Here is a 20776-nt window from a genome sequence, read left to right on the forward strand (position 1 = left end):
CATGACACAGGCGACCGCTGCCGACACCCGCGAGACCATCATCGAGGCCGCGTACGCCTGCTTCGGCCGACAGGGGCTGCAGCGGGCGACGATCGTCGATATCGCCCGCGCGGCCAACGTCTCCCGGAGCACGATCTACGAGTACTTCCGCGACAAGGCGGCGATTCTGGAGGCGTGCGCGGAGAACGCCTCCGAGCGGTTTTACCGCGAGATGTCGATCGCGATGGCCCGGGGCGAGTCCCTGGCGGACAAGCTTGCCCGGGCGGCGGTGTTCGTCACCCAGGCGCGTCGAGTCATCGCCTCGGAGAAGTACTTTGACGAAGACGCGGTCAGCCTGTTGCTGACCAAGGACGCGGCCGTGCTGCTGCGGGAATGTGTCGACTTCCTGGCTCCGCACCTGGTCGCAGCCAAGCTCACCGGCGAAGTGCGTAAGGACCTCGACGTCCAGGCCGGCGGCGAATGGTTCGCCCGAATCCTGTTCTCGCTGTTCAGCACTCCGTCGTCGACACTCGATATGGACGATCCCGACGTGGTCGCCGATTTCGTGCGCGCGCATGTAGTGCACGGCTTCGCCAACGACCGCTCGCGGCCGAGGCGCGGCTAGCCCGCACCCCAACTGGTCGGCAGCATCGGCACGACGGGGTCGTCGCCGAAAGCGTCGCCGGCCAACGTGCTCAGTCCCGCCGCGTCGGACGTGTGGGTCGCCACGGTACCCGCGAAGCCCAGCGGCCCGGACCCGTGCGTCGACGACTCCACCCGGTCGGCCGGCGCCTCGTCGGTGGCGTCCATGAATTCATTACCGTACTCCCGCAACGCTTCTCGTTGCCGACGGCGGGCCCGTCGCTTGGTCGGCGTCGCGGAGCGGGCCGCGGCCGCGGTCGCCGTGGCATCCGGTTCGGGTGCGCGGCGCTTGTCCGAGGCGGCGGCGCCGATACCCAGCCCGGAGCCGAAGCCGATGCCGGGGGGACCCACCGCGTAGGGGGCCACGAATCCCGTTGCGCCCGCCGATGGGGGCGTCGGCGGGGGCGGCGACCCGGCGACAGTGCCCGCGGTGGAGGCCGGCGCGGGCGCCGAACTGGGCGCCGTGCCGGGCGATCCGAACGCGGTGCCCGTCGTGGAGGCCGGCCAGACGCCGGGAGCGGTGGGGGCGGCGACGAACGCGGGCGGCGCGGCGTGCACAGGAACCGCGAGTCCGGCCAGACCTGCGAGCCCGCCCGCGGCCCCGACGGGTGCGACGATCGCACCGGCCGCCACCGCCAGCAGTGCCGGGGATTGACTGACGGTGCTTGCCAATTGGGCGATATGGGTGGGCCAGTCGAACAGCGCCAGCGCGGCGATGTACTGGAATGCCTGGAGCGCCTGGCCCGGATTCTGGGAGATGTTCAGAAAGTCCTCGAAGAGTTCCAGCGACCGGGCGAGGTACCAGATCGGTTGGCTCGCATCGGCATAGAAGTCGTACACGTGGCCATTGAGGATGCCCGCGCCGGGGTCCCAATTCACGCCGAAGTTCTGCAGGATCTGCGACACGAACGTGGTGAGTTCGTTCGAGATCATCGGGTCGTGGGCGGTGACGCCGTCTTCGATGCCGAGGCTCTTCAGCCACGGCGCGAGCTGGTCCAGCAGGGGCTGCAGTGGATTGTTGAACTGCGGCGGTTGCGACGCAGCGGATTTCACGATCGCCGGCGCGGGCGCCGTGGGCGGCGTCGCCGCAACCGCGGCGGCCGACGCCGCTTGGTAGCCGGTCATGGTCGCGGCCGCCTGGACCCACATCCGAAGGTAGTCGGCCTCGTTGACCGTAATCGGAATGGTATTGATGCCAAAGAAGTTCGTCGCCACCAAGGTGCCGTGGACCACGTGATTCGCGGCCAACTCGCCCAGGGTCGGCATCGCCCCGAGCGCGACGTCGTAAGCGGCGGCCGTCACGTCGAGCTGAGCCGCCCGCGCGGCACTGTCGGCGGCGGCGTGCGACAGCCATGCCACGTACGGCGCATGGGCGGCTACATACGATTCGGCCGCGGCGCCCTCCCAGACACCCGCCGCGATCCCGGCCAGCAGTTGGTCGATCTCGTCGGCGGCCTCCAGATACTCGGCGCTCAGCGACTGCCACGCCGACGCCGCCGCAAGCGTGGGACCCGCGCCGGGACCGCTGCTCAGCAGGGCCGAATGCACTTCGGGCGGCGAGGCCATCCATACCGGTGAGGACATCCACCGCCCCTCTGGCTGATTTTTCGGGTCACCAAACTTTAAACTTTGGTGGCGGGAAAATTACCAGATCGCGATAGTTGCTCCGCAATGCCGGGGCATTAGGGCCGCAGTATCACCTTCACCGCGCCGTCTTCCTTCTTCTGAAAGATGTCGTACGCATGCGGCGCGTCGTCGAGCGGCAAGACGTGGCTGGCGAAGTTGTCGACGCCCAGCGGGTCGTCGTCCGTCAGCAGCGGCATGATGTCGTCCGACCAGCGCTTGACGTTGGCCTGCCCCATCCGCAGCGTGATTTGCTTGTCGAACAAAGTCAGCATCGGCAGCGGGTCGGCCATCCCGCCGTAAACGCCGATCAGCGAGATCGTCCCGCCACGGCGCACGATGTCGATCGCCGAATACAGCGCGCCGAGGCGGTCGACGCCGGCGGTCTGCATGAGTCGTTTGCTCAGCGCGTCCGGCAACAGGCCCGTCACCTGCTGCGCCACCTTGGTGGCCGGTGAACCATGCGCCTCCATGCCCACGGCGTCGATCACGGCGTCGGTGCCGCGACCGTCGGTGAGGTCACGTATGACATCGCCGACCGGGCCGTCGATGGCGCTGAGATCGATGGTCTGAATGCCACGCTCGGCGATCCGGGCCAGCCGTTCGGGCACCAGGTCGACGGCGATCACGCGGTAGCCGAGGTGATCGGCGATCCGGGCCGCCATGTCACCGATCGGGCCGAGGCCCAGGACGGTCACCGACCCGCCGTCGGGGATGTCGGCGTACGCCACCGATTGCCACGCGGTGGGAAGCACATCGGAGAGGTAGACGAAGCGCGAATCAGGCGGCCCGACCGGCACTTTGATGTGCGTGAACTGGGCCTGCGGAACGCGCAGCAACTCAGCCTGACCGCCGGGCACTTCGCCGTAGAGCTCCGAATAGCCGAACAACGCCGCGCCCATGCCCTGGTCGCGTACCTGGGTGGTCTCGCACTGGGTGTAGAGCTGCCGGTCGCAGGTCCAACAGCTTCCGCAGGAGATCTGGAACGGGATCACCACCCGGTCGCCGGGCCGCAGATCGCCGGCCATGGTGCCGACTTCGCGAACGATGCCCATCGGTTCGTGACCGAGGATGTCGCCGGGTTTCATGAACGGCCCGAGCACCTCGTACAGGTGCAGGTCCGAGCCGCAGATGTTGGTCGACGTCACCTCGATGATGGCGTCGGTGGGTTCTTGGATCTTGGGGTCGGGCACCGACTCGACGCGAACGTCGCGCTTGCCGTGCCACGTGACAGCTTTCATCTTCAGGTCGTACCCGCCTGACAGTGGCCGAAACGCCGCGGGTTACGGCCGGGCGAGGGCCCGCATCAAGAAGGTGAGATTCGCGGGCCGCTCGGCCAGCCGTCGCATGAAGTAGCCGTACCACTGCGTGCCGAAGGGCACGTAGACGCGCACCCGGTTACCGTCGGCCGCCAGGCGCCGCTGCTCGGAATCGCGGACCCCGTACAGCATTTGATACTCGAAATCGTCTGTGGCCCGGCCAGTCTCGCGGACCATCGCGGACACGGCGTCGATGATCACGGGGTCATGCGAAGCGACCATCGGGTACCCCGGCCCGGCCATCAGCACCCGAAGGCAGCGCAGGTAGGCGGCGGTCACCGCGCCGGGGTCGCGGTGAGCCACCGACGCCGGTTCGTCGTAGGCGCCCTTGCACAGCCGCACCCGGACCCCCGAGGCCGCGAGTTGTTCGCAGTCGCCCGCGGCCCGGCGCAGGTAGGCCTGCACGACGACGCCCAGCCACGGAAACTCGGTGCGCAGTTGGGCGGCGATCGACAACGTCGAGTCGGTGGTCGTGTGGTCCTCGGCGTCCAGCGTCACCCACGCCCCCACCTGCTCGGCCCGCTCGCAGATCCGGTGGGCGTGCCAGAGCGCGATCCGCTCGCCATCGCGTGTCAGCGCCTGCCCCAGCGCGGAGAGTTTCAGCGACACCTCCAGCGGTCGCACACCGTCGTGTGCAGCGTCCGCCCGTCGGCCGAGTTCCTCGAGCAGTCGAAGGTAGGCGTTCACAGTGGCACTCGCGCCCCCGGCATCGGCGACCTGCTCACCCAGATAATCGATACTGATCATTCGTCCCGAACCGCGCAGCGCCGCAGTACTTTCCAGCACCCGATCCAGCGTCGCGCCCGGCACGAACCGGTCGACCACCCGGCGGGTGACCGCCAGCCGCTCGGCGGTGTGCTGCAGCCCGTGTGATCGACTGGCGGCCAGGATCGCGGGCCGTAACGTCTTGCCGAACAAGCCGCTCATGCTCATACCGCCTGGTGCGGGTAGCGGTGGTCGGTGGCTGGCACGAAGGTCTCCTTGATCGACCGGGCGGACGTCCAGCGCAACAGATTCTGTGCCGACCCGGCCTTGTCGTTGGTACCGGAGCCACGCGATCCGCCGAACGGTTGCCGGCCCACCACCGCTCCGGTCGGCTTGTCGTTGACGTAGAAGTTTCCGGCGGCGAACCGTAGCCGATTCTGCGCGGCGCGAACGGCGGTGCGGTCGTCGGCGATCACCGCCCCGGTCAGCGCGTACCGCGACCCGGCGTCGATGACGTCGAGCACGCGGTCGAACTCACCGTCGGGATAGACGTAGACCGACAGCAGCGGCCCGAAGTACTCGGTGGCGAACGATTCGTCGGTCGGATCGTCCGACAGCAGCACCGTCGGACGGACGAAATATCCTTCGCTGTCGTCGTATTCGCCACCCACGGCGATGGTCACCCCCGGGGCGCTCTCGGCGCGCTCGATGGCGGCGACGTTCTTCGCGAAGGCGCGCTCGTCGATCAGTGCGCCGCCGAAGTTGGTCAGATCGGCGACGTCGCCGTACGGCAGTTCGGCGGTGGCGGCCAGGAAGTCGTCGCCCATCCGGTGCCACACCGAGTGCGCTATGAAGGCCCGGGACGCCGCAGAGCACTTCTGTCCCTGGTAATCGAAGGCGCCCCGAATCAGCGCGGTGCGCAGCACGTCCGGGTCAGCCGAACTGTGCGCCAGCACAAAGTCTTTGCCGCCGGTCTCCCCCACCAGTCGCGGATAGCAGTGGTAATGGCCGATGTTGGCGCCGACCTGCTGCCAGAGGTGCTGGAAGGTGGGCGTCGACCCGGTGAAGTGGATGCCGGCCAGTCGCGGATCGGCCAGGGCCACTTCCGATACCGCGTAGCCGTCACCGGTCACCATGTTGATCACACCGGGCGGCAACCCGGCCGCCTCGAGCAGCTGCATCGTCAAATAGGCCGACAGCGTCTGGGTCACCGACGGCTTCCACACGACCGTGTTGCCCATCAGCGCGGGCGCGGTCGGAAGGTTCGCAGCAATAGCGGTGAAATTGAAAGGTGTTATCGCGTAGACGAATCCGTCTAGCGGTCGATAGTCGGTGCGATTCCATTCACCAGGGACGTTCGACGGTTGCTGGGCGAGGATCCGGCGGGCGAAGTCGACGTTGAAGCGCCAGAAGTCCGCCATCTCGCACGACGAGTCGATCTCGGCCTGATAGGCGGTCTTCGACTGTCCCAGCATCGTCGCCGCCGCGATCTTCTCCCGCCACGGCCCAGAAAGCAGGTCGGCGGCGCGCAGGAAGATCGCCGCGCGGTCATCGAACGGCATTGCCGCCCAGTCGGTTCGGGCCAGCGACGCGGTCTGCACCGCTGCCGCGGCGTCGCGGTGCTGCGCGTTGGTCAGCGTGCCCAGTTTCAGCGCGTGTCGATGGGGCGCGGCAACGTCGATCGTGACGCCGTCGCCCATCCGGTGGGTGCCGCCGATGACGTTCGGCAGGTCGATCGGGTGGTCGGCATGGTCGGCGAGAGCGGCCTGCAGCCTGGCCCGTTCGGGCGAATGCGGCGCGTAATCGTGGATGGGCTCGTTGACGGGGAGCGGTACATCGGTGACGGCGTCCATGTCTCAGGGTCTCAGCGACGGCACCCCTCGGTGTTGGCTGATTGGACAGGCTTTTGTCGTCGGTCTAGTAAAATCGGACAACATGGGCGTGGGGCTCGGCCAATTGCTGTTGGCCCTGGACACGACGATGGCGCGGCTGGTCGAAGCCCCGCGCGGACTCGACCTGGTCGTCGCCTCGGTGGCGCTGATCGACTCCGACGACGTACGCCTCGGGGTGGGCCGGGGCGCGGACTCGGTGGACATGTTCTTCCTGCTCGGCGTCTCCGATACCGAGGCGCTGCAGTGGCTGACAACCGGGCCCGCGCCGGTGGCCATCTTTGCCAAGCGGCCCTCCGACGAGCTGGTCAGCCGGGCCGTCGCGAGCGGGACTTCGGTGGTGGCCGTCGATCCGCGGGCGCGTTGGGAGCGGCTGTACCGGCTGGTCGACCACGTGCTGGAACACCACGGCAGCGCCCCGCAGGATTCGGACACGGACCTGTTCGGCCTGGCCCAGTCGCTGGCCGACCGGATCCACGGGATGGTCAGCATCGAGGACGAGCAGTCGCACGTGCTGGCCTATTCGGCGTCCAATGCCGAAGCCGACGAGCTTCGCCGGCTGTCGATCCTCGGTCGCGCGGGGCCGCCCGAGCATCTGCGGTGGATCGGGCAGTGGGGCATCTTCGACGCGCTGCGGATCGGCGGCGACGTCGTCCGTGTCGCCGAGCGACCGGAGTTGGGGCTGCGGCCCCGGCTCGCGGTCGGTGTGCACCGAATGGGCGCCCGCCACACGTTCGCCGGGTCCATCTGGGTGCAGCAGGGCTCCCGGCCGCTGGCCGACGACGCCGAGGACGTGCTGCGCGGCGCCGCGGTGCTGGCCGCCCGGATCATGTCCCGGCTGACGACCCGGCCGTCGGCGCATGCGCTGCGGGTGCACCAACTCCTCGGGCTCGGTGACGGTGGGCCGGTCGAGGCGGACGGCGTCGCGCGGGAGTTGGGGGTGGTGGCCGACGGGCAGGCCGCTCTCGTTGCCTTCGACGGCCGGCACGACCGGCTGGCCGACGTTCTGGCGCTGAGCGCCAACGCTTTTCGTACCGACGCCCAGGTGGCCTCACGCGGTTCGCGGGTGTACGTGTTGTTTCCGCAGACCACCAAACGGTCGTCGCTGCAGTCATGGATTCGCGGCACTATCGCCGGATTGCACAACGAGTTGGGACTACAGCTGCGGGCGGTGGTCGCGGCGCCGCTGGCCGGGCTGACCGGCCTGTCCACCGTGCGAGCGGACGTCGACCGCGTCTTGGATAGTGCTGAGCGCCATCCGGATTCGTTCGCGGCGGTGACGTCGTTGGCCGAAGCGCGGACAACGGTTCTGCTCGACGAGATCGTGGAAATGGTCGGCGCGGACGAGCGATTGGTCGACCCCCGGGTGCGCGAACTCCAGACCAGAGACCCGGCGCTGGCCCACACGTTGCGGGTCTACCTGGACGAGTTCGGCGACGTCGCAGCCGCCGCGGCGCGACTGCACGTGCACCCCAACACGGTGCGCTACCGTGTCCGCCGAATAGAGACGATCCTCACAACATCGTTGGCCGATCCCGATGTCCGGCTGCTACTTTCGCTGGGACTGCGGGCCACCGAACGGATCGGTTAACCGAGCCCCGATTCGCGCAACAGTTATGTTCAGCCTGACGGTAATTGGAAGAGTGGCAACATTTTTCCGTCAGCTAAGCTGCGCAGGTGACAGATCGCCCGTCGGCCTACTTGGTGCTGGCCTCCCAGCGAAGTGGCAGCACGCTTCTCGTCGAGTCGCTGCGCGCGACCGGTGTGGCGGGTGAGCCGCAGGAGTTCTTTCAGTACCTGCCGAACACCAGCCAGTCGCCGCAACCGCGCGAGTGGTTCGCCGGCGTCGATGACGAGTCGATCCTGAGCCTGCTCGATCCGCTCGACGCGGGTAAGCCCGATCTCGCGCCGCCGGAGATCTGGCGCGACTACATCCGCACCGTCGGCCGGACGCCGAACGGCGTGTGGGGCGGCAAGTTGATGTGGAACCAGACGCCGCTTCTGCTGGATCGTGCCGCCGGGTTGCCCGATCGCTCCGGCGAGGGGTTGCTGTCCGCGATCCGCGACGTCGTCGGCCAGGACCCGCTGCTGGTGTACGTCTACCGACCCGACGTGGTCTCGCAAGCGGTGTCGTTCTGGCGGGCCGTGCAGACCCGGGTGTGGCGCGGCCGCCCCGACCCCGGCCGCGACGCCCGAGCGACGTATCACGCCGGCGCCATCGCGCACGTCATCACCATGCTGCGCGGCCAGGAAGACGGCTGGCGGAAGTGGTTCGCCGAGGAGAACGTGGCGCCGTTGGAGATTCCGTATCCGGTGTTGTGGCGCAACCTGACTCAGGTCGTCGGCGACATCCTCGAATCGTTGGGCCTCGACCGGGGATTGGCCCCCGACCCGGTGCTGGAACGCCAGGCCGACAAGCGATCCGACGAATGGGTAGATCGTTATCGCGAGGATGCCGAAAGGGAGGGACTGCCGCTGTGACCGCATCTGTTGAGACCACACACGTCGACGAACTGCGTCTGCTGGAAGCCGAAGCGGTGCACATCATCCGCGAGGTTGTCGCCGAACTGGAGCGGCCCGTTCTGCTGTTCTCGGCCGGCAAGGACTCCATTGTCCTACTTCGATTGGCGGAGAAGGCTTTCCGACCACTGGCGCTGCCGTTTCCGGTGATGCACGTCGACACCGGACACAACTTCCCCGAGGTGATCGAGTTCCGCGACCGCCGGGTCGCCGACCAAGGACACAAGCTGATCGTCGCCTCGGTTCAGGAATCGATCGACAAGGGACGGGTGCCCGACCCGGGACCGCGAGCATCACGCAACCGGGCGCAGACCCGCACGCTGCTCGACGCCCTCGAAGCCGGTGGATTCGACGCGGCATTCGGCGGTGCCCGCCGCGACGAGGAACGCGCCCGCGCCAAGGAGCGGATCCTGAGCTTCCGCGACGAGTTCGGCCAGTGGGACCCGCGTGCGCAACGCCCCGAGCCGTGGTCGCTGTACAACGGCCGGATCAAGAAGGGCGAACAGGTCCGGGTATTCCCGTTGAGCAACTGGACCGAACTCGACGTCTGGCGCTACATCGAGCTGGAAAACCTTGAAATACCGTCGATTTACTACGCGCACGAGCGCGAGGTGTTCGAGCGCGACGGCATCCTGCTGGCGGTGTCGGAGTACACCAGCCCGGAAGAAGACGAGCAGGCCTCGACCGAATGGGTCCGCTACCGCACGGTGGGCGACCTGACCATCACCGGCGCGGTCCGCTCCCGGGCTACCGGCATCGCCGGGGTCATCGACGAGATCTCGGCCGCGACGGTGTCCGAGCGCGGCGAAACCCGCGCCGACGACCGCACGTCGGTCGCCGCGATGGAAGACCGCAAGCGAGAGGGTTACTTCTGATGACCAGGCAGCTGCTGCGCATCGCCACCGCGGGTTCCGTCGACGACGGCAAGAGCACGCTGATCGGGCGTCTGCTACACGACACCGACAGCCTGCCGCTCGACCACCTCGAAGCCGTCAAAGACGCCGAGGGCGTCGCCGACCTCGCCGCGCTGTCCGACGGTCTGCGCGCCGAACGCGAGCAGGGCATCACCATCGATGTCGCCTACCGTTTCTTTTCCACCGAGAGCCGCAGCTACATCCTGGCCGACACTCCGGGCCACGAGCGCTACACCCGCAACATGTTCACCGGCGCCTCCAACGCCCACGTCGCGATCCTGCTGGTCGATGCGCGCGCCGGTGTGCTCCGGCAGACCCGTCGGCACGCGCGCATCGCGAAGTTGTTGGGCATCAAGCACTTTGTCGCCACCGTGAACAAGATCGACCTTGTCGACTTCGAGCAGAAGCGGTTCAACGAGGTCGAGGCGGAGCTGCAGAAACTGGCCGCCAGGCTGGGCAACATCGAGATCACCGTCATCCCGATCGCGGCCAAGCTCGGCGACAACGTCGTGCACGCATCGGGCAACACTCCGTGGTACGACGGCCCGACGTTGCTGGACTACCTGGAGAGCATCGAGTTGGCCGCGCCGCAGGCCGAGGCGTCGCGCCTGCGGCTGCCCGTGCAGTGGGTGTCGCGTCCGACCGACGACCAGCGTCGCCGCTACACCGGTCGCCTGGCCGCCGGCACGCTGAGCATCGGCGACCCGGTGATCTCCCTGCCGGCCGGTACCCGATCGACGGTGACCGCGCTGGACACCCTGGACGATGACCGCGCCACCGGCGTTGCGCCGCTGTCCGTTTCGCTCGAGCTCGCCGACGACATCGACGTGGGACGCGGCGACGTGTTCGTCAGCGGCGCCGACGAGGCGGAACTGCCGGTGCTGGCCCGCGAACTGCACGCGACGGTGTGCTGGTTTGTCGACTACCCGCTGCGGGCCGGAGATCGGTTGGCGCTCAAGCAGACCAGTACCGCGGTGCGGGCCACCGTGCAGGAGCTGCACTCGCGGCTGGATCCCGAAACCCTCGACGAGGTCGACCAGCCGGTCGAGTTGGCGCTCAACGACATCGGTACGGTCACACTGCGCACCAGCTCGATCGTCATCGCCGACCCGTACACCGAGAATCGGGACAGCGGCGCGTTCATCCTGATCGACGAGACCACCAACGACACCATCGGCGCGGGCACCATCATCGAGGCCCGCGAGATCAAGCCGGGGACCCACTCGCGCACCGATATCCGTTGGCACCCATCGGCTTTGGACCGCGAACACCGCTGGCAGGCCACCGGTCAGGCCGGCGCGACGATCTGGTTCACCGGCCTGCCCGCCTCCGGCAAGTCGACCATCGCGGTCGCGGTGGAGCGCGCGCTGGTCGAGTCGGGCCGGACCGCCTACCTGCTCGACGGCGACAACCTTCGGCACGGGCTGTCCGACGATCTGGGCTTCTCCCCCGGCGATCGCACCGAAAACATCAGGCGGGTAGGGCATTTGACGCGGCTGCTGGCCGACGCGGGGGTGGTCGCGCTGGCATCGCTGGTGTCACCCCTAAAGTCGGACCGCGAGACCGCGCGCGCCCTGAACGACGCGGCCGGACTGCCGTTCATCGAGGTGCATGTCGCCACGCCACTCGCCGAATGCGAAAAGCGGGACCCCAAGGGCCTGTACAAGCGTGCCCGCAGCGGCGAACTGAAGGGCCTGACCGGCGTCGACGCCCCTTACGAGGAACCCGAAGACGCGGACCTGGTGCTCGACACGGCCGGCGCAGACACCGACGAACTGGCGGCGCAGGTGATCGCGCTGCTCGACAAGCGCAGCCCCCGACCGTCGGACTAGCTTCGGACCTGGCGCTTCGCGTAGATCTCGGCGAGAAACTGCTCGACGGCCACTGCGGCGTGGGCGGCCCGCACCGACCCGAAGATGTCGAAAGCGTGCTGCGCGAAGGGCAATTCGGCGTAGGCCACCGGTTGACGACTGACCTCGCGCAGTCGCTTGCTGAACGTGCGGCCCTGTTCGACCGGTATCAGCGAGTCGTTACGGCCGTGCAAGACGAAAAACGGTGGCGCATCGGGTGATACGTAATTGATCGACGACGCGGCCCGGAATGCCTCGACGATGTCGCGACGTCCCTGCTTGAACACATACTTGCCCAGCATCGGCGCCATCAGCGGATGGACCGCGTCCTGCTGGTTGAAGTCGTAGAGGCCGTAAAACGGAACCGCGGCCTGCACGCTGGTGTCGGCGTCCTCGAAGCCGGGCTGAAACTGCGGGTCGTTGGCCGTGAGCGCGGCCAGTGAGCTCAGGTGCCCGCCGGCCGATCCGCCGGTGATCGCGACCCAGTCCGGGTCACCCCCGTATTCGGCGATGTGTTCCTTGGTCCACGCCAAAGCCCGCTTGACGTCGACGATTTGGTCCGGCCATGTAGACCGCGGGCTGAGTCGATAGTTGACGGCGACGCACACCCAGCCCAGCTCGGCCAGGTGACTCATCAACGGATAGGCCTGCTGGCGTTTGCTTCCCACCATCCAGGCGCCACCCGGAACCTGCAGCAGCACAGGCGCTTTGCCGCCGCGATCTAGGTCGGGCCGACGCCAGATGTCGAGATGGTTGCGCTTGCCGTGGTCGCCGTACGCGATGTCGGTGTCGTGCGCGTAGTCACCGTAGATGCGGGCCATCCGGACGAGGCCCGGGGTTTTCGCCAAGCCCGCGCCGTCCGGCCGCTTCCACAGGTCCGCGCCGCCGGTGCGGCGGTCGGGGCCCAGCGCCGCATCGAGCGCCGCTTTGAGCGGCTCGTCTGCCTGGTGCCCGATCCGGTTCATGCCGACCAGGCCGAGCCAGGACAGCACCGACACGAACCAACTGAACCGGCGCGTTCCCTTCGGGAGTCTGCGGGTGACCGCGGCGAGCAGTGCGAACTGGCCGGCGATCAACTGCAGCGGCAACTCGGAGGCGAATACGCCGAACGCGAAGGCGTACATGGAGAGGTAGCCCCGCCTGCTCAGCGGTTGATACCCGTCGGCCGTGATCGCGAGGCCGGCCAGGGAGGCGAGCGCGGCGGTCAGTTTCTTCACGGCCCCCACTTAACCACAGGGATTTGTCGGACCCCGTCGCTATAATTCGAACATGCGTTCGAGTAGTCGTGAAGAAGTCGTCGGGGTCCTCGACGCCCTGGAAGCCGGCTACAAAGCCGCCCTCGACCTGAGCTTCGATGCACTCACCACACCGGAACGCCTCGCGGTGCTGGAACGCTTCGAGACGTTCCGCCGGATGCAGCCCGCGATCGAACACGCACTCGTCACCGAGTTGGCCCGGGTCGAGCCCGCGGTGTTGGGCGGCAAACTCGCGCCGGTGTTGGCGGATCGGCTACGCATCACCCGTGCCGAGGCCTCCCGTCGGATGCACGAAGCCGAGGATCTGGGCGAGCGGCGGGCGCTGAACGGCGAGCCGCTACCGCCGGTATTGGAGGCCACCGCGGCCGCGCAGCGCAACGGGCACGTGGGTGCCGGGCATGTCGCGGTGATCCGCTCGTTCTGGAACCGGATGCCGCAGTTCGTCGACGTCGAGACCCGCGGCATCGCCGAAGCCAAGCTGGCTGGACTGAGCCTGCAGCACCGGCCCGACGAGTTGGCCAAGCTCGCCGACAAGTTGATGGACTGCCTCAACCCTGACGGCGACTTCACCGACGTCGACCGCGCCAAACGGCGCGGCGTCACGATCGGTAAGCAGGACATCGACGGGATGTCACCAATCACCGGCTGGCTCACCCCCGAAGCCCGCGCCACCATCGATGCCGTCTTCGCCAAACTCGCCGCCCCCGGCATGTGCAACCCCGACGACGACACCCCCTGTGTCAGTGGCACGCCCTCCGAGGCGCAGATTCAGGGCGACACCCGCACCGCCGCCCAACGCACCCACGACGCACTGCTCACCGCCGCCCGCGCCCTGCTCGCCTCCGGCGACCTCGGCCACCACAACGGCCTACCCACCAGCATCATCGTCACCACCACACTGGCCGAGTTGGAGAAAGGCGCCGGGCAGGGCCTCACGAGCGGCGGCACCTTGCTTCCCATGTCAGGTGTGATCCGGCTGGCCTCCCACGCGCATCACTACCTGGCGATCTTCCACAACGGCAAAGCGCTGGCGCTGTATCACACCAAACGCCTGGCCACCCCGGCACAACGCCTCGTCCTCCACGCCCGAGACCGCGGCTGCACCTTCCCCGGCTGCCCTACGCCCGCCGACCGGTGCGAGGTCCACCACGACGACCCCTACCGAAACAACCCCGTCACCGACGTCAACACCCTCACCCTGACCTGCCACCCCAACCACGACATGACCGAAAAAGGCTGGACCACCCGCAAAAACCACCGGTATGAAACCGAATGGATCCCACCAGCCCACCTCGACCACGGCCAACCACGCACCAACACCTACCACCACCCCGAAAAGCTTCTCCGAGACGAAGACGACGAGGGACCGTAGGGCATAGCGTGCCCGGTATGACCCAGCGGCGGGATCCACGGATCGTCATCATCGGCGCCGGCATGTCGGGCATCGCCGCTGCTCATGTGCTGCGCCAGGCCGGCTTCAAGAACTTCACCATCCTGGAGAAGGGCTCGGACGTAGGCGGCGTCTGGCACTGGAACCGTTACCCCGGCCTGCGCTGCGACGTGCCCTCGTACGGTTACCAATTCGCGTTCGCCCCCAAGCCGGACTGGAGCCACATCTGGGCGACGGGCGACGAGATCCAGCGCTATCACCGCGACTTGGTCGACGACCTACAGCTGAAATCTCATCTACGGCTGAATTGTGAAGTCGCCGAGGCGGTGTTCGGCGGCGACGGCTGGCGCATCAGCACCGCGAACGGGGACCGGATCGAGGCCGACTTCGTCATTGCCGCCACCGGCGTACTGCATCATCCGTTCATCCCCGACATTCCCGGTCTGGACTCGTTCGCCGGTCCGGTAGTCCACACCGCGCGGTGGTCCGACATCGAGCCCAGCGGCAAACGGGTCGGGGTGATCGGAGCGGGTTCGACTGGTGTTCAGGTCTTTTCGGCACTTCAGCCCGATGCCGCCCACATCACCCACTTCGTCCGCACACCGCAGTGGGTGATGTGGATGCCGATGCGACTGTCCCAACCACGCTTCGTCGGCCGGATCCTGCGTCGGCTGCCCCGACAGGACAAGACCGTCCGGCTCTCGCAGTTCATCGGCTCCGACTACCTGGTCGACCTCGTCATCCGCCCGACGTGGCGCAGACGCGCCGCCCAGCGATACGGCCGCATCTGTCTGCGAGCCCTGGTGCGGGACAAAGAACTTCGCGCCAGGTTGACCCCGGACTACCAACCCTTCTGCAAGCGTCAGGTGCTCTCCGGTGACTACTACCGCCGGATCGGCAAGCCGAACGCCAGCTTCGTCAGCGAACCGATCGCGGAGGTCAACGAGACCGGCCTGACGACCACCGATGGCGTCCAGCACGATCTCGACGCGATCGTGCTCGCCACCGGATTCGAGGCCCACAACTACATGCGGCCGATGAAACTGCGCGGACGCGACGGCGTATCGATCGACGACGCCTGGGCCAAGGGCCCGCGCGCGTGGGGCATGACCGCGATCCCCGGCTTCCCCAACCTGTTCATGGTGCTGGGCCCCAACTCGCCGACCGGATCCATCTCGCTGCAGCACACCGCCGAACTGACGGCCCGCTATATCACCAAGTGGCTCAACCGCTTTCGCGACGGTGAGATCACCGCCGTCGAGGTCACCGAGGAGGCAACCGACCGGTTCGCCGACGACATCGCCGACGGAATGGTCCCGACGGTGTGGAACACCGGCTGCAACTCCTGGTACTTCGCCGACGACAACCAGATCGACCTGTGGCCATTCGATCGAAAGCGGTTGACCCGCATGCTCTCCGAACCCAACGACGCCGACTACATCCTCAGCCGCTGAACGAGCGGGCCACTTCCCCGCCAGTCGCGCATTCGACAGCACCAGAGCGACGTTCGCCGCCAAGGACGCACCATGCGTCTCGCGGTGGAAGAAGTCGAGCAGAAACGGCGTGACATCCTTGCCCCGCACACCCTCGGACGAGGCCGCGGCCAGCGCGTCGGCCAGTACCCGATCGTGCAGTGCGCGGTCCATCTCATCCTCTGCCGCAATCGGATTCGCCAGCACCAGACCATAACCGTCGGTGCCCAAGCGTCGGCGAGCCCGCAGTACGTCGGCGACCTGACCGGGCGTCTCTACCCGCCAACTCACCGGGTGGCCGGAGTCGGCCAGATAGAACGCCGGTAAACGATCGGTCCGATAACCGATCACCCCGACATTCAGCGACTCCAATCGCTCCAGCGTCGCTCCAACATCGAGGACCGACTTGACCCCGGCGCAGACCACCAGCACCCCGGTCCGCGACAGCGTCACCAGATCCGCGGACTCGTCCCAGTTGTCCCGCGCACCGCGATGCACCCCGCCCAGACCGCCGGTGGCAAACACCGAAATACCTGCTGCCGCAGCCAGATGCGCGGTCGACGCGACGGTGGTCGCGCCGTCACCGCGCAACCCCGCGACCACCGCGACGTCGCGCACGCTCGCCTTCACCACGCCGTCGCTCTCGGCGATGTGCCGCAGCGCCGCGTCGTCCAAGCCGATGTGGGGCTCACCGTCGAGGATCGCGATCGTGGCCGGCACCGCGCCACCTGCGCGCGCGGCGGCCTCGATCTCGCGGGCCACCCGCAGGTTGTCCGGCCGAGGCAGGCCGTGGCTGATGATGGTGCTCTCCAACGCCACCACCGGGCGCTCGGCGGCCAACGCGTCGGCAACCTCGGGGTGGACGCGCACGATCGCCTACGACTCTTCGGGTGTCTCGATCACCGCGTACCGCGGATCCTCCATCGCCACCTGCTTGTTGCCGCTCTGACTGGCCTTGCCGGTCACGCGCAGCAGTTGGCCGGGCTGGATGTCGTCGCCGTTGCCGGGTCCGAACGTGACGCGGACTTCACCGCTGTCGTCACCGACGACGATCCACCGAAACGTCTTGCCCCGCTTGGTGATGTCCTCGACCTGGCTGACCCGCCCCTCGACGGTCGCGCGGCGCCCGGGGACGAGGCTGTCCACGTCGATCACCGTCGGCGACTTCTCCGGGTGCTCGTAGTCGTCGGCAGGCTCCTCTTCGCCCCGCCAGATCCGCATCTCGATCTCCTCGATCTTGGAGGCGATGCGCTGTTCCAGGATGTCGGGGAATGCCTGGCGAATCCGGGACTGGACGTCGTAGGGAACGATGGTGGCCGCGGCATCCGGGATGCGGCTGACCGCGCGGGAGATCTTGTCCGCCGTCCGGTCGTGCAGTAGCCGCCCCAGCAGTGGCGCGTACGTCCGGCGCGGCAGCAGCACCGTGACGTGGGTGTCGCGGTGTTCGTTGCGGACCTTGACCACCAGCCGTTGCACGGCACGGACGATCTGGCGGTCCGGACAGTCGATCACCCGCAGCCCGATATCGAGTTCGAAGTCGTCCCAACGCTTTCGGAGTGCGGCGCCGTGGTCCGAGTCGATCATGAAATGCACCGCGATCAAGTCGTCGGCGCGCAGGCCCTTGCCATAGCGCAGCGCCTCGAGCACCGCGAGGTCCAGCGAGTTGACGCAGACGAACACGCGGTGCCGGGCGTACTTGGTCATCTTCGGGCGATCGGTGCGGAACCCCTCGAGAATCGCTGACTCGGCGCGGTATTCGCGGTTGAGCCGAATCAGGCCGAACACCAGTACCGGGAAGACGACCACGACCAGCCAGGCGCCCTCGGTGAACTTGGCCACCGCGAAGATCCCGACCACGATCGTCGACAGCACCGCCGCGGAGAAGTTGATCGCGAACCGGTACTGCCAGCCCCGCTCGCGTTCGGTCAGGTGATGTTTCGACATTCCGTAGCCGGCCATCGAGAAGCCGGTGAACACCCCGATCGCGTAGAACGGCACCAACGCGTTGACCGATCCGCCGGTGAACACCAGCAGCGCCACCGACAGCGTCGCGAGCGTGAGAATGCCGTTGGAGAACACCAACCGATACCCGCGCTGCATCAACTGGCGCGGCAGAAAGCGGTCCTCGGCAACGAAACTCGCCAGCGCCGGGAAGCCGTTGAAGCTGGTGTTGGCGCCGGTGTAGAGGATTGCCGCGGTCGACACCTGGACCATCACGAACATCGCGTTGCCGACGATCCCGTTGCCGAACACCGCGCGGGCGATCTGCGAGAGCACCGACGGGTACTCGCTCAGATACGGCGCGGCATGAGTGGCGTATGCGAGATAGCCGACGCCGGCCAGCAGCAGGCCGAGGATGCACGCCATCGTGGTGAGCACGCGCCGGGCGTTCTCGCTCTGCGGCTTTCGAAAGACGTTGACCGTGTTCGAAATAGCCTCGACACCGGTCAGCGACGAACCGCCGTTGGCAAACGCGCGAAGTAGCACCAGCACCGTCGCGCCCATCACCAGTCCGCCGCCGCCCTGATGCACGGGCACCGCCCCGGCGGCATGGCCCGGGTCGTACTGCGGCAGGCCCCAGATCAGGTGACGCACCACACCGGTCACGATCATCACCACGACCATCACCACGAAGGCGTAGGTGGCGAACGCGAAAGGCTTTCCGGCTTCTCGCAATCCGCGCAGGTTCGCATAGCAGATCAGCAGGACGACGGTGACGGTGATCCCCAGGCTGTACGGCCCCAGCGCGGGTATCGCCGAGGCCACCGCGACCGTGCCCGCGGCCGACTGCACCGCCACCGTCACGACATAGTCGATCAGCAGCGCGGCGGCCGCGACCTGAGCGACCTTGGGCCCGAAGTTCTCCCGCGCCACGATGTAGGAACCGCCGGCCTTCGTGTAGGCCATCACCACCTGCCGGTAGGACGCGGTCACCAGCAACAGGATCAGCAGGATCACGCCCATGATGGGCAACAGCAGGATGAACGCGGCCAGCCCGGCGTGCGGCAGCAACTCGGTCAGGATCTGCTCGGGGCCGTACGCCGTGGATGAGATGGCGTCCGGTGAAAGCGCGCCCAACGCAACAGAATTGGACAGCCGTTCGTTGGACAGCTCCTGAGTGATGAGCGGCTTGCCCAGGAAGACGCGTTTACAGACGTCGGAGAAAGACGGGGGTACTTCCTTTTCGTCGTCTGACGCCGTCACGACCGCCGGCCGGTTCTACGCGTGACCGGCCGGGGCCAAGGCGTCGGGATCGACTCGTGCGATGCGCGATTCGACGTCGTAGGGGACGATGATCGCGGTCGCACCAGGGATGCGACTGACCGCCCGGGCCATCTTGTCCGCCGTGCGGTCGTGCAGCAAGCGGCCCAGCATCGCGGAGTACGTCCGGCGCGGCAGCAGCACCGTCACCTTGGTCTCCGGGTGGTTGCGCTTGACCTGCAGCACGAATTCCTGTGCGGCGCGGCTCAAGTTGCGGTCCGGACAGTCGATCACCCGAAGCTGGGTGTCGTGCTCGAAGTGCTGCCAGCGTTCCTGCAACTTGCCGGAATGCTCGGCGTCGACCACGAAGTGGACCGCGAGCAACTCGTCGGCGTGCAGGCCCTTGCCGTAGCGCAGCGCCTCGACCTCGGCCAGGTCGACCGAGTCGACGAAGACGAACACCCGCAGCCGTGCGTACTTGGCCAACTCGGGCCGCTCGGTGCGCGACATCTCCAGAACCGAAGCCTCGGCCCGGTATTGCTTGTTCAGTCGAATCAAGGCGTACACCAGGATCGGGAACACGATCACCACCAGCCAGGCGCCCTCGGTGAACTTGGCCACCACGAAGATGCCGACCACGATCGTCGACATCAGGCCCGCGGAGAAGTTGACCGCGACCTTGCGGCGCCAGCCCGGGCCGCGACGGGTGTAGTGGTGCTTGGCCATCCCGAAGCCAGCCATCGCGAATGCGGTGAACACACCGATCGCGAAGAACGGCACCAGCGCATTCAGCTTCGCGCGCGTCACCAGCAGCAGGGCCACCGCGAGGGCGGTCAGCGTGATGATGCCGTTCGAGAACACCAGCCGGTGGCCGCGTTTGGTCAGCGGACGCGGCAGGAAGCGGTCCTCGGCGACGAAGCTCGCCAGCGCCGGGAATCCGTTGAACCCGGTGTTGGCACCGGCGAAAAGGATTGCGGCGCTGGATGCCTGGACGGAGAAGTAGAGCACATTGCCGAATGCACCGTGACCGAACACGGTGCGCGCGATCTCCGACAGCATCGACGGGTATTCATCGATGTACGGGGTCGCGTGCGTGACGTGAGCCAGCCAGGCCACGCCGGCCAGCAGGACCGCCAGGATGAAGGCCATCAAGGTCAGCACCTTGCGGGCGTTGCTGCCCTGCGGTTCACGAAAGACGTTGACGGTGTTGGAGATTGCCTCGACACCGGTCAGCGACGTACCGCCGTTGGCGAACGCCCGCAGCACCACCAGCACCGTCGCGCCCATCACCAGCCCGCCGCCCTGGTGCACCGGGACGGCGCCGTCGATGTGCGCCGAGTCATACTTCGGCAGGCCCCACATGACTTCGCGGATAAGGCCGGTCACGATGGTCAGCACGATCATGCCGACGAACCAGTAGGTGGTGACCGCGAAGATCCGGCCGGACTGCCGCAGCCCGCGCAGGTTCGCGATGCAGATCAGAACCAACACGGCGATCGTGAGTTCCAGGTGGTACGGCCGTAAGACCGGGATCGCCGACACCACCGCGACCGTTCCGGCGGCGGGCTGCACGGCGGCCGTGACGACGTAGTCGATCAGCAGCGCGGCGGCCGCGATCTGGGCGATCCGCGGTCCGAAGTTGTCGCGGGCCACCATGTACGCGCCACCGGTGCGGGTGTACGCCATGACAACGCCGCGGTAGGACGCCGACACCAGCAACAGGATGAACAACACGACACCCATGATCGGGAGCAGCAGTGTGAATGCCGCCATGCCCGCCCGCGGCAACAACTCCACCATGACCTGCTCGGGACCGAAGGCCGTCGAGGAGATCGCGTCGGGCGCAATCGCTCCCAGCGCAACCGGATTAGACAAGCGCTCCGATTCCAGCTGCTCGCTCGTCAAGGGCTTGCCGAGAAAGATCCGCTTCCAGCCGTCACTGAACGACGGCGGGATACTCGAATTGCGCTGTGTTGCTGTTACCACGAATCACTTTCCTCCGGAGTCGACGACCTG

General features: G+C 67.4%; 13 protein-coding genes and 2 pseudogenes. 7 read left to right on the forward strand and 8 right to left on the reverse strand.

Annotated features, from left to right (window positions below; all coding sequences use genetic code 11):
* The first annotated feature begins 1 nt into the window (after position 1).
* Positions 2-604: a TetR/AcrR family transcriptional regulator gene (locus tag PT015_RS11150; protein WP_285190678.1), complete on the forward strand. Its 603-nt coding sequence runs from the start codon at positions 2-4 to the stop codon at positions 602-604.
* Here PT015_RS11150 and PT015_RS11155 read toward each other — a convergent pair.
* The 4 genes from PT015_RS11155 to pruA all read right to left on the reverse strand — a co-directional run bounded on the left by PT015_RS11155 (position 601) and on the right by pruA (position 6121).
* Positions 601-2205 carry a PPE family protein gene (locus tag PT015_RS11155; RefSeq protein ID WP_285190679.1) on the reverse strand — a complete coding sequence of 535 codons (1605 nt, stop codon included), beginning with the start codon at positions 2203-2205 and terminating at the stop codon, positions 601-603. The genes PT015_RS11150 and PT015_RS11155 overlap by 4 nt on opposite strands.
* A gap of 98 nt (positions 2206-2303) precedes the next feature.
* Positions 2304-3485, reverse strand: a complete 1182-nt coding sequence (locus PT015_RS11160; protein ID WP_285190680.1) for a zinc-dependent alcohol dehydrogenase — start codon at positions 3483-3485, stop codon at positions 2304-2306.
* A 42-nt stretch (positions 3486-3527) separates the two neighbouring features.
* Positions 3528-4490, reverse strand: a complete 963-nt coding sequence (locus PT015_RS11165) for a proline dehydrogenase family protein (protein ID WP_285190681.1) — start codon at positions 4488-4490, stop codon at positions 3528-3530.
* A 2-nt stretch (positions 4491-4492) separates the two neighbouring features.
* Positions 4493-6121: an L-glutamate gamma-semialdehyde dehydrogenase gene (gene pruA / locus PT015_RS11170; RefSeq protein WP_285190682.1), complete on the reverse strand. Its 1629-nt coding sequence runs from the start codon at positions 6119-6121 to the stop codon at positions 4493-4495.
* An 82-nt stretch (positions 6122-6203) separates the two neighbouring features.
* Here pruA and PT015_RS11175 point away from each other — a divergent pair, with 82 nt between their 5' ends.
* From PT015_RS11175 to cysC, 4 genes are all read left to right on the forward strand, one after another.
* Complete coding sequence (locus tag PT015_RS11175; protein ID WP_285190683.1) at positions 6204-7748, forward strand: PucR family transcriptional regulator; 1545 nt, start codon at positions 6204-6206, stop codon at positions 7746-7748.
* 86 nt (positions 7749-7834) lie between these two features.
* Positions 7835-8638, forward strand: a complete 804-nt coding sequence (gene stf0, locus PT015_RS11180) for a trehalose 2-sulfotransferase (protein ID WP_285190684.1) — start codon at positions 7835-7837, stop codon at positions 8636-8638.
* Complete coding sequence (gene cysD, locus PT015_RS11185; RefSeq protein WP_285190685.1) at positions 8635-9552, forward strand: sulfate adenylyltransferase subunit CysD; 918 nt, start codon at positions 8635-8637, stop codon at positions 9550-9552. Before stf0 ends, cysD begins: the two co-directional genes overlap by 4 nt.
* On the forward strand, positions 9552-11423 hold the full coding sequence (gene cysC / locus PT015_RS11190; RefSeq protein ID WP_285190686.1) for an adenylyl-sulfate kinase: 1872 nt from the start codon (positions 9552-9554) through the stop codon (positions 11421-11423). Before cysD ends, cysC begins: the two co-directional genes overlap by 1 nt.
* On the opposite strand, the gene PT015_RS11195 is transcribed toward cysC, so the two are convergent.
* Positions 11420-12667 carry an alpha/beta hydrolase fold domain-containing protein gene (locus tag PT015_RS11195; RefSeq protein WP_390887968.1) on the reverse strand — a complete coding sequence of 416 codons (1248 nt, stop codon included), beginning with the start codon at positions 12665-12667 and terminating at the stop codon, positions 11420-11422. The genes cysC and PT015_RS11195 overlap by 4 nt on opposite strands.
* Before the next feature lie 43 nt (positions 12668-12710).
* Here PT015_RS11195 and PT015_RS11200 point away from each other — a divergent pair, with 43 nt between their 5' ends.
* The gene (locus tag PT015_RS11200; RefSeq protein WP_285190688.1) at positions 12711-14069 is read left to right on the forward strand and encodes an HNH endonuclease signature motif containing protein; all 1359 of its coding nucleotides are present in this window, start codon (positions 12711-12713) and stop codon (positions 14067-14069) included.
* Between the two features lie 17 nt (positions 14070-14086).
* Positions 14087-15541, forward strand: a complete 1455-nt coding sequence (locus PT015_RS11205) for a flavin-containing monooxygenase (RefSeq protein ID WP_285190689.1) — start codon at positions 14087-14089, stop codon at positions 15539-15541.
* 72 nt (positions 15542-15613) lie between these two features.
* Here PT015_RS11205 and PT015_RS11210 read toward each other — a convergent pair.
* The 3 genes and pseudogenes from PT015_RS11210 to PT015_RS11220 form a co-directional block, all read right to left on the reverse strand.
* A pseudogene (locus PT015_RS11210) lies at positions 15614-16429 on the reverse strand (pseudouridine-5'-phosphate glycosidase); the annotation flags it as partial.
* A 6-nt stretch (positions 16430-16435) separates the two neighbouring features.
* Positions 16436-18763 carry an APC family permease gene (locus PT015_RS11215; RefSeq protein WP_285190690.1) on the reverse strand — a complete coding sequence of 776 codons (2328 nt, stop codon included), beginning with the start codon at positions 18761-18763 and terminating at the stop codon, positions 16436-16438.
* Positions 18764-18805: 42 nt separating this feature from the next.
* Positions 18806-20746: pseudogene (locus PT015_RS11220) on the reverse strand (APC family permease); the annotation flags it as partial.
* Between the last annotated feature and the right edge of the window lie 30 nt (positions 20747-20776).

The sequence above is a fragment of the Candidatus Mycobacterium wuenschmannii genome (genome assembly GCF_030252325.1).
In the GTDB taxonomy this organism is placed as follows: domain Bacteria; phylum Actinomycetota; class Actinomycetes; order Mycobacteriales; family Mycobacteriaceae; genus Mycobacterium; species Mycobacterium wuenschmannii.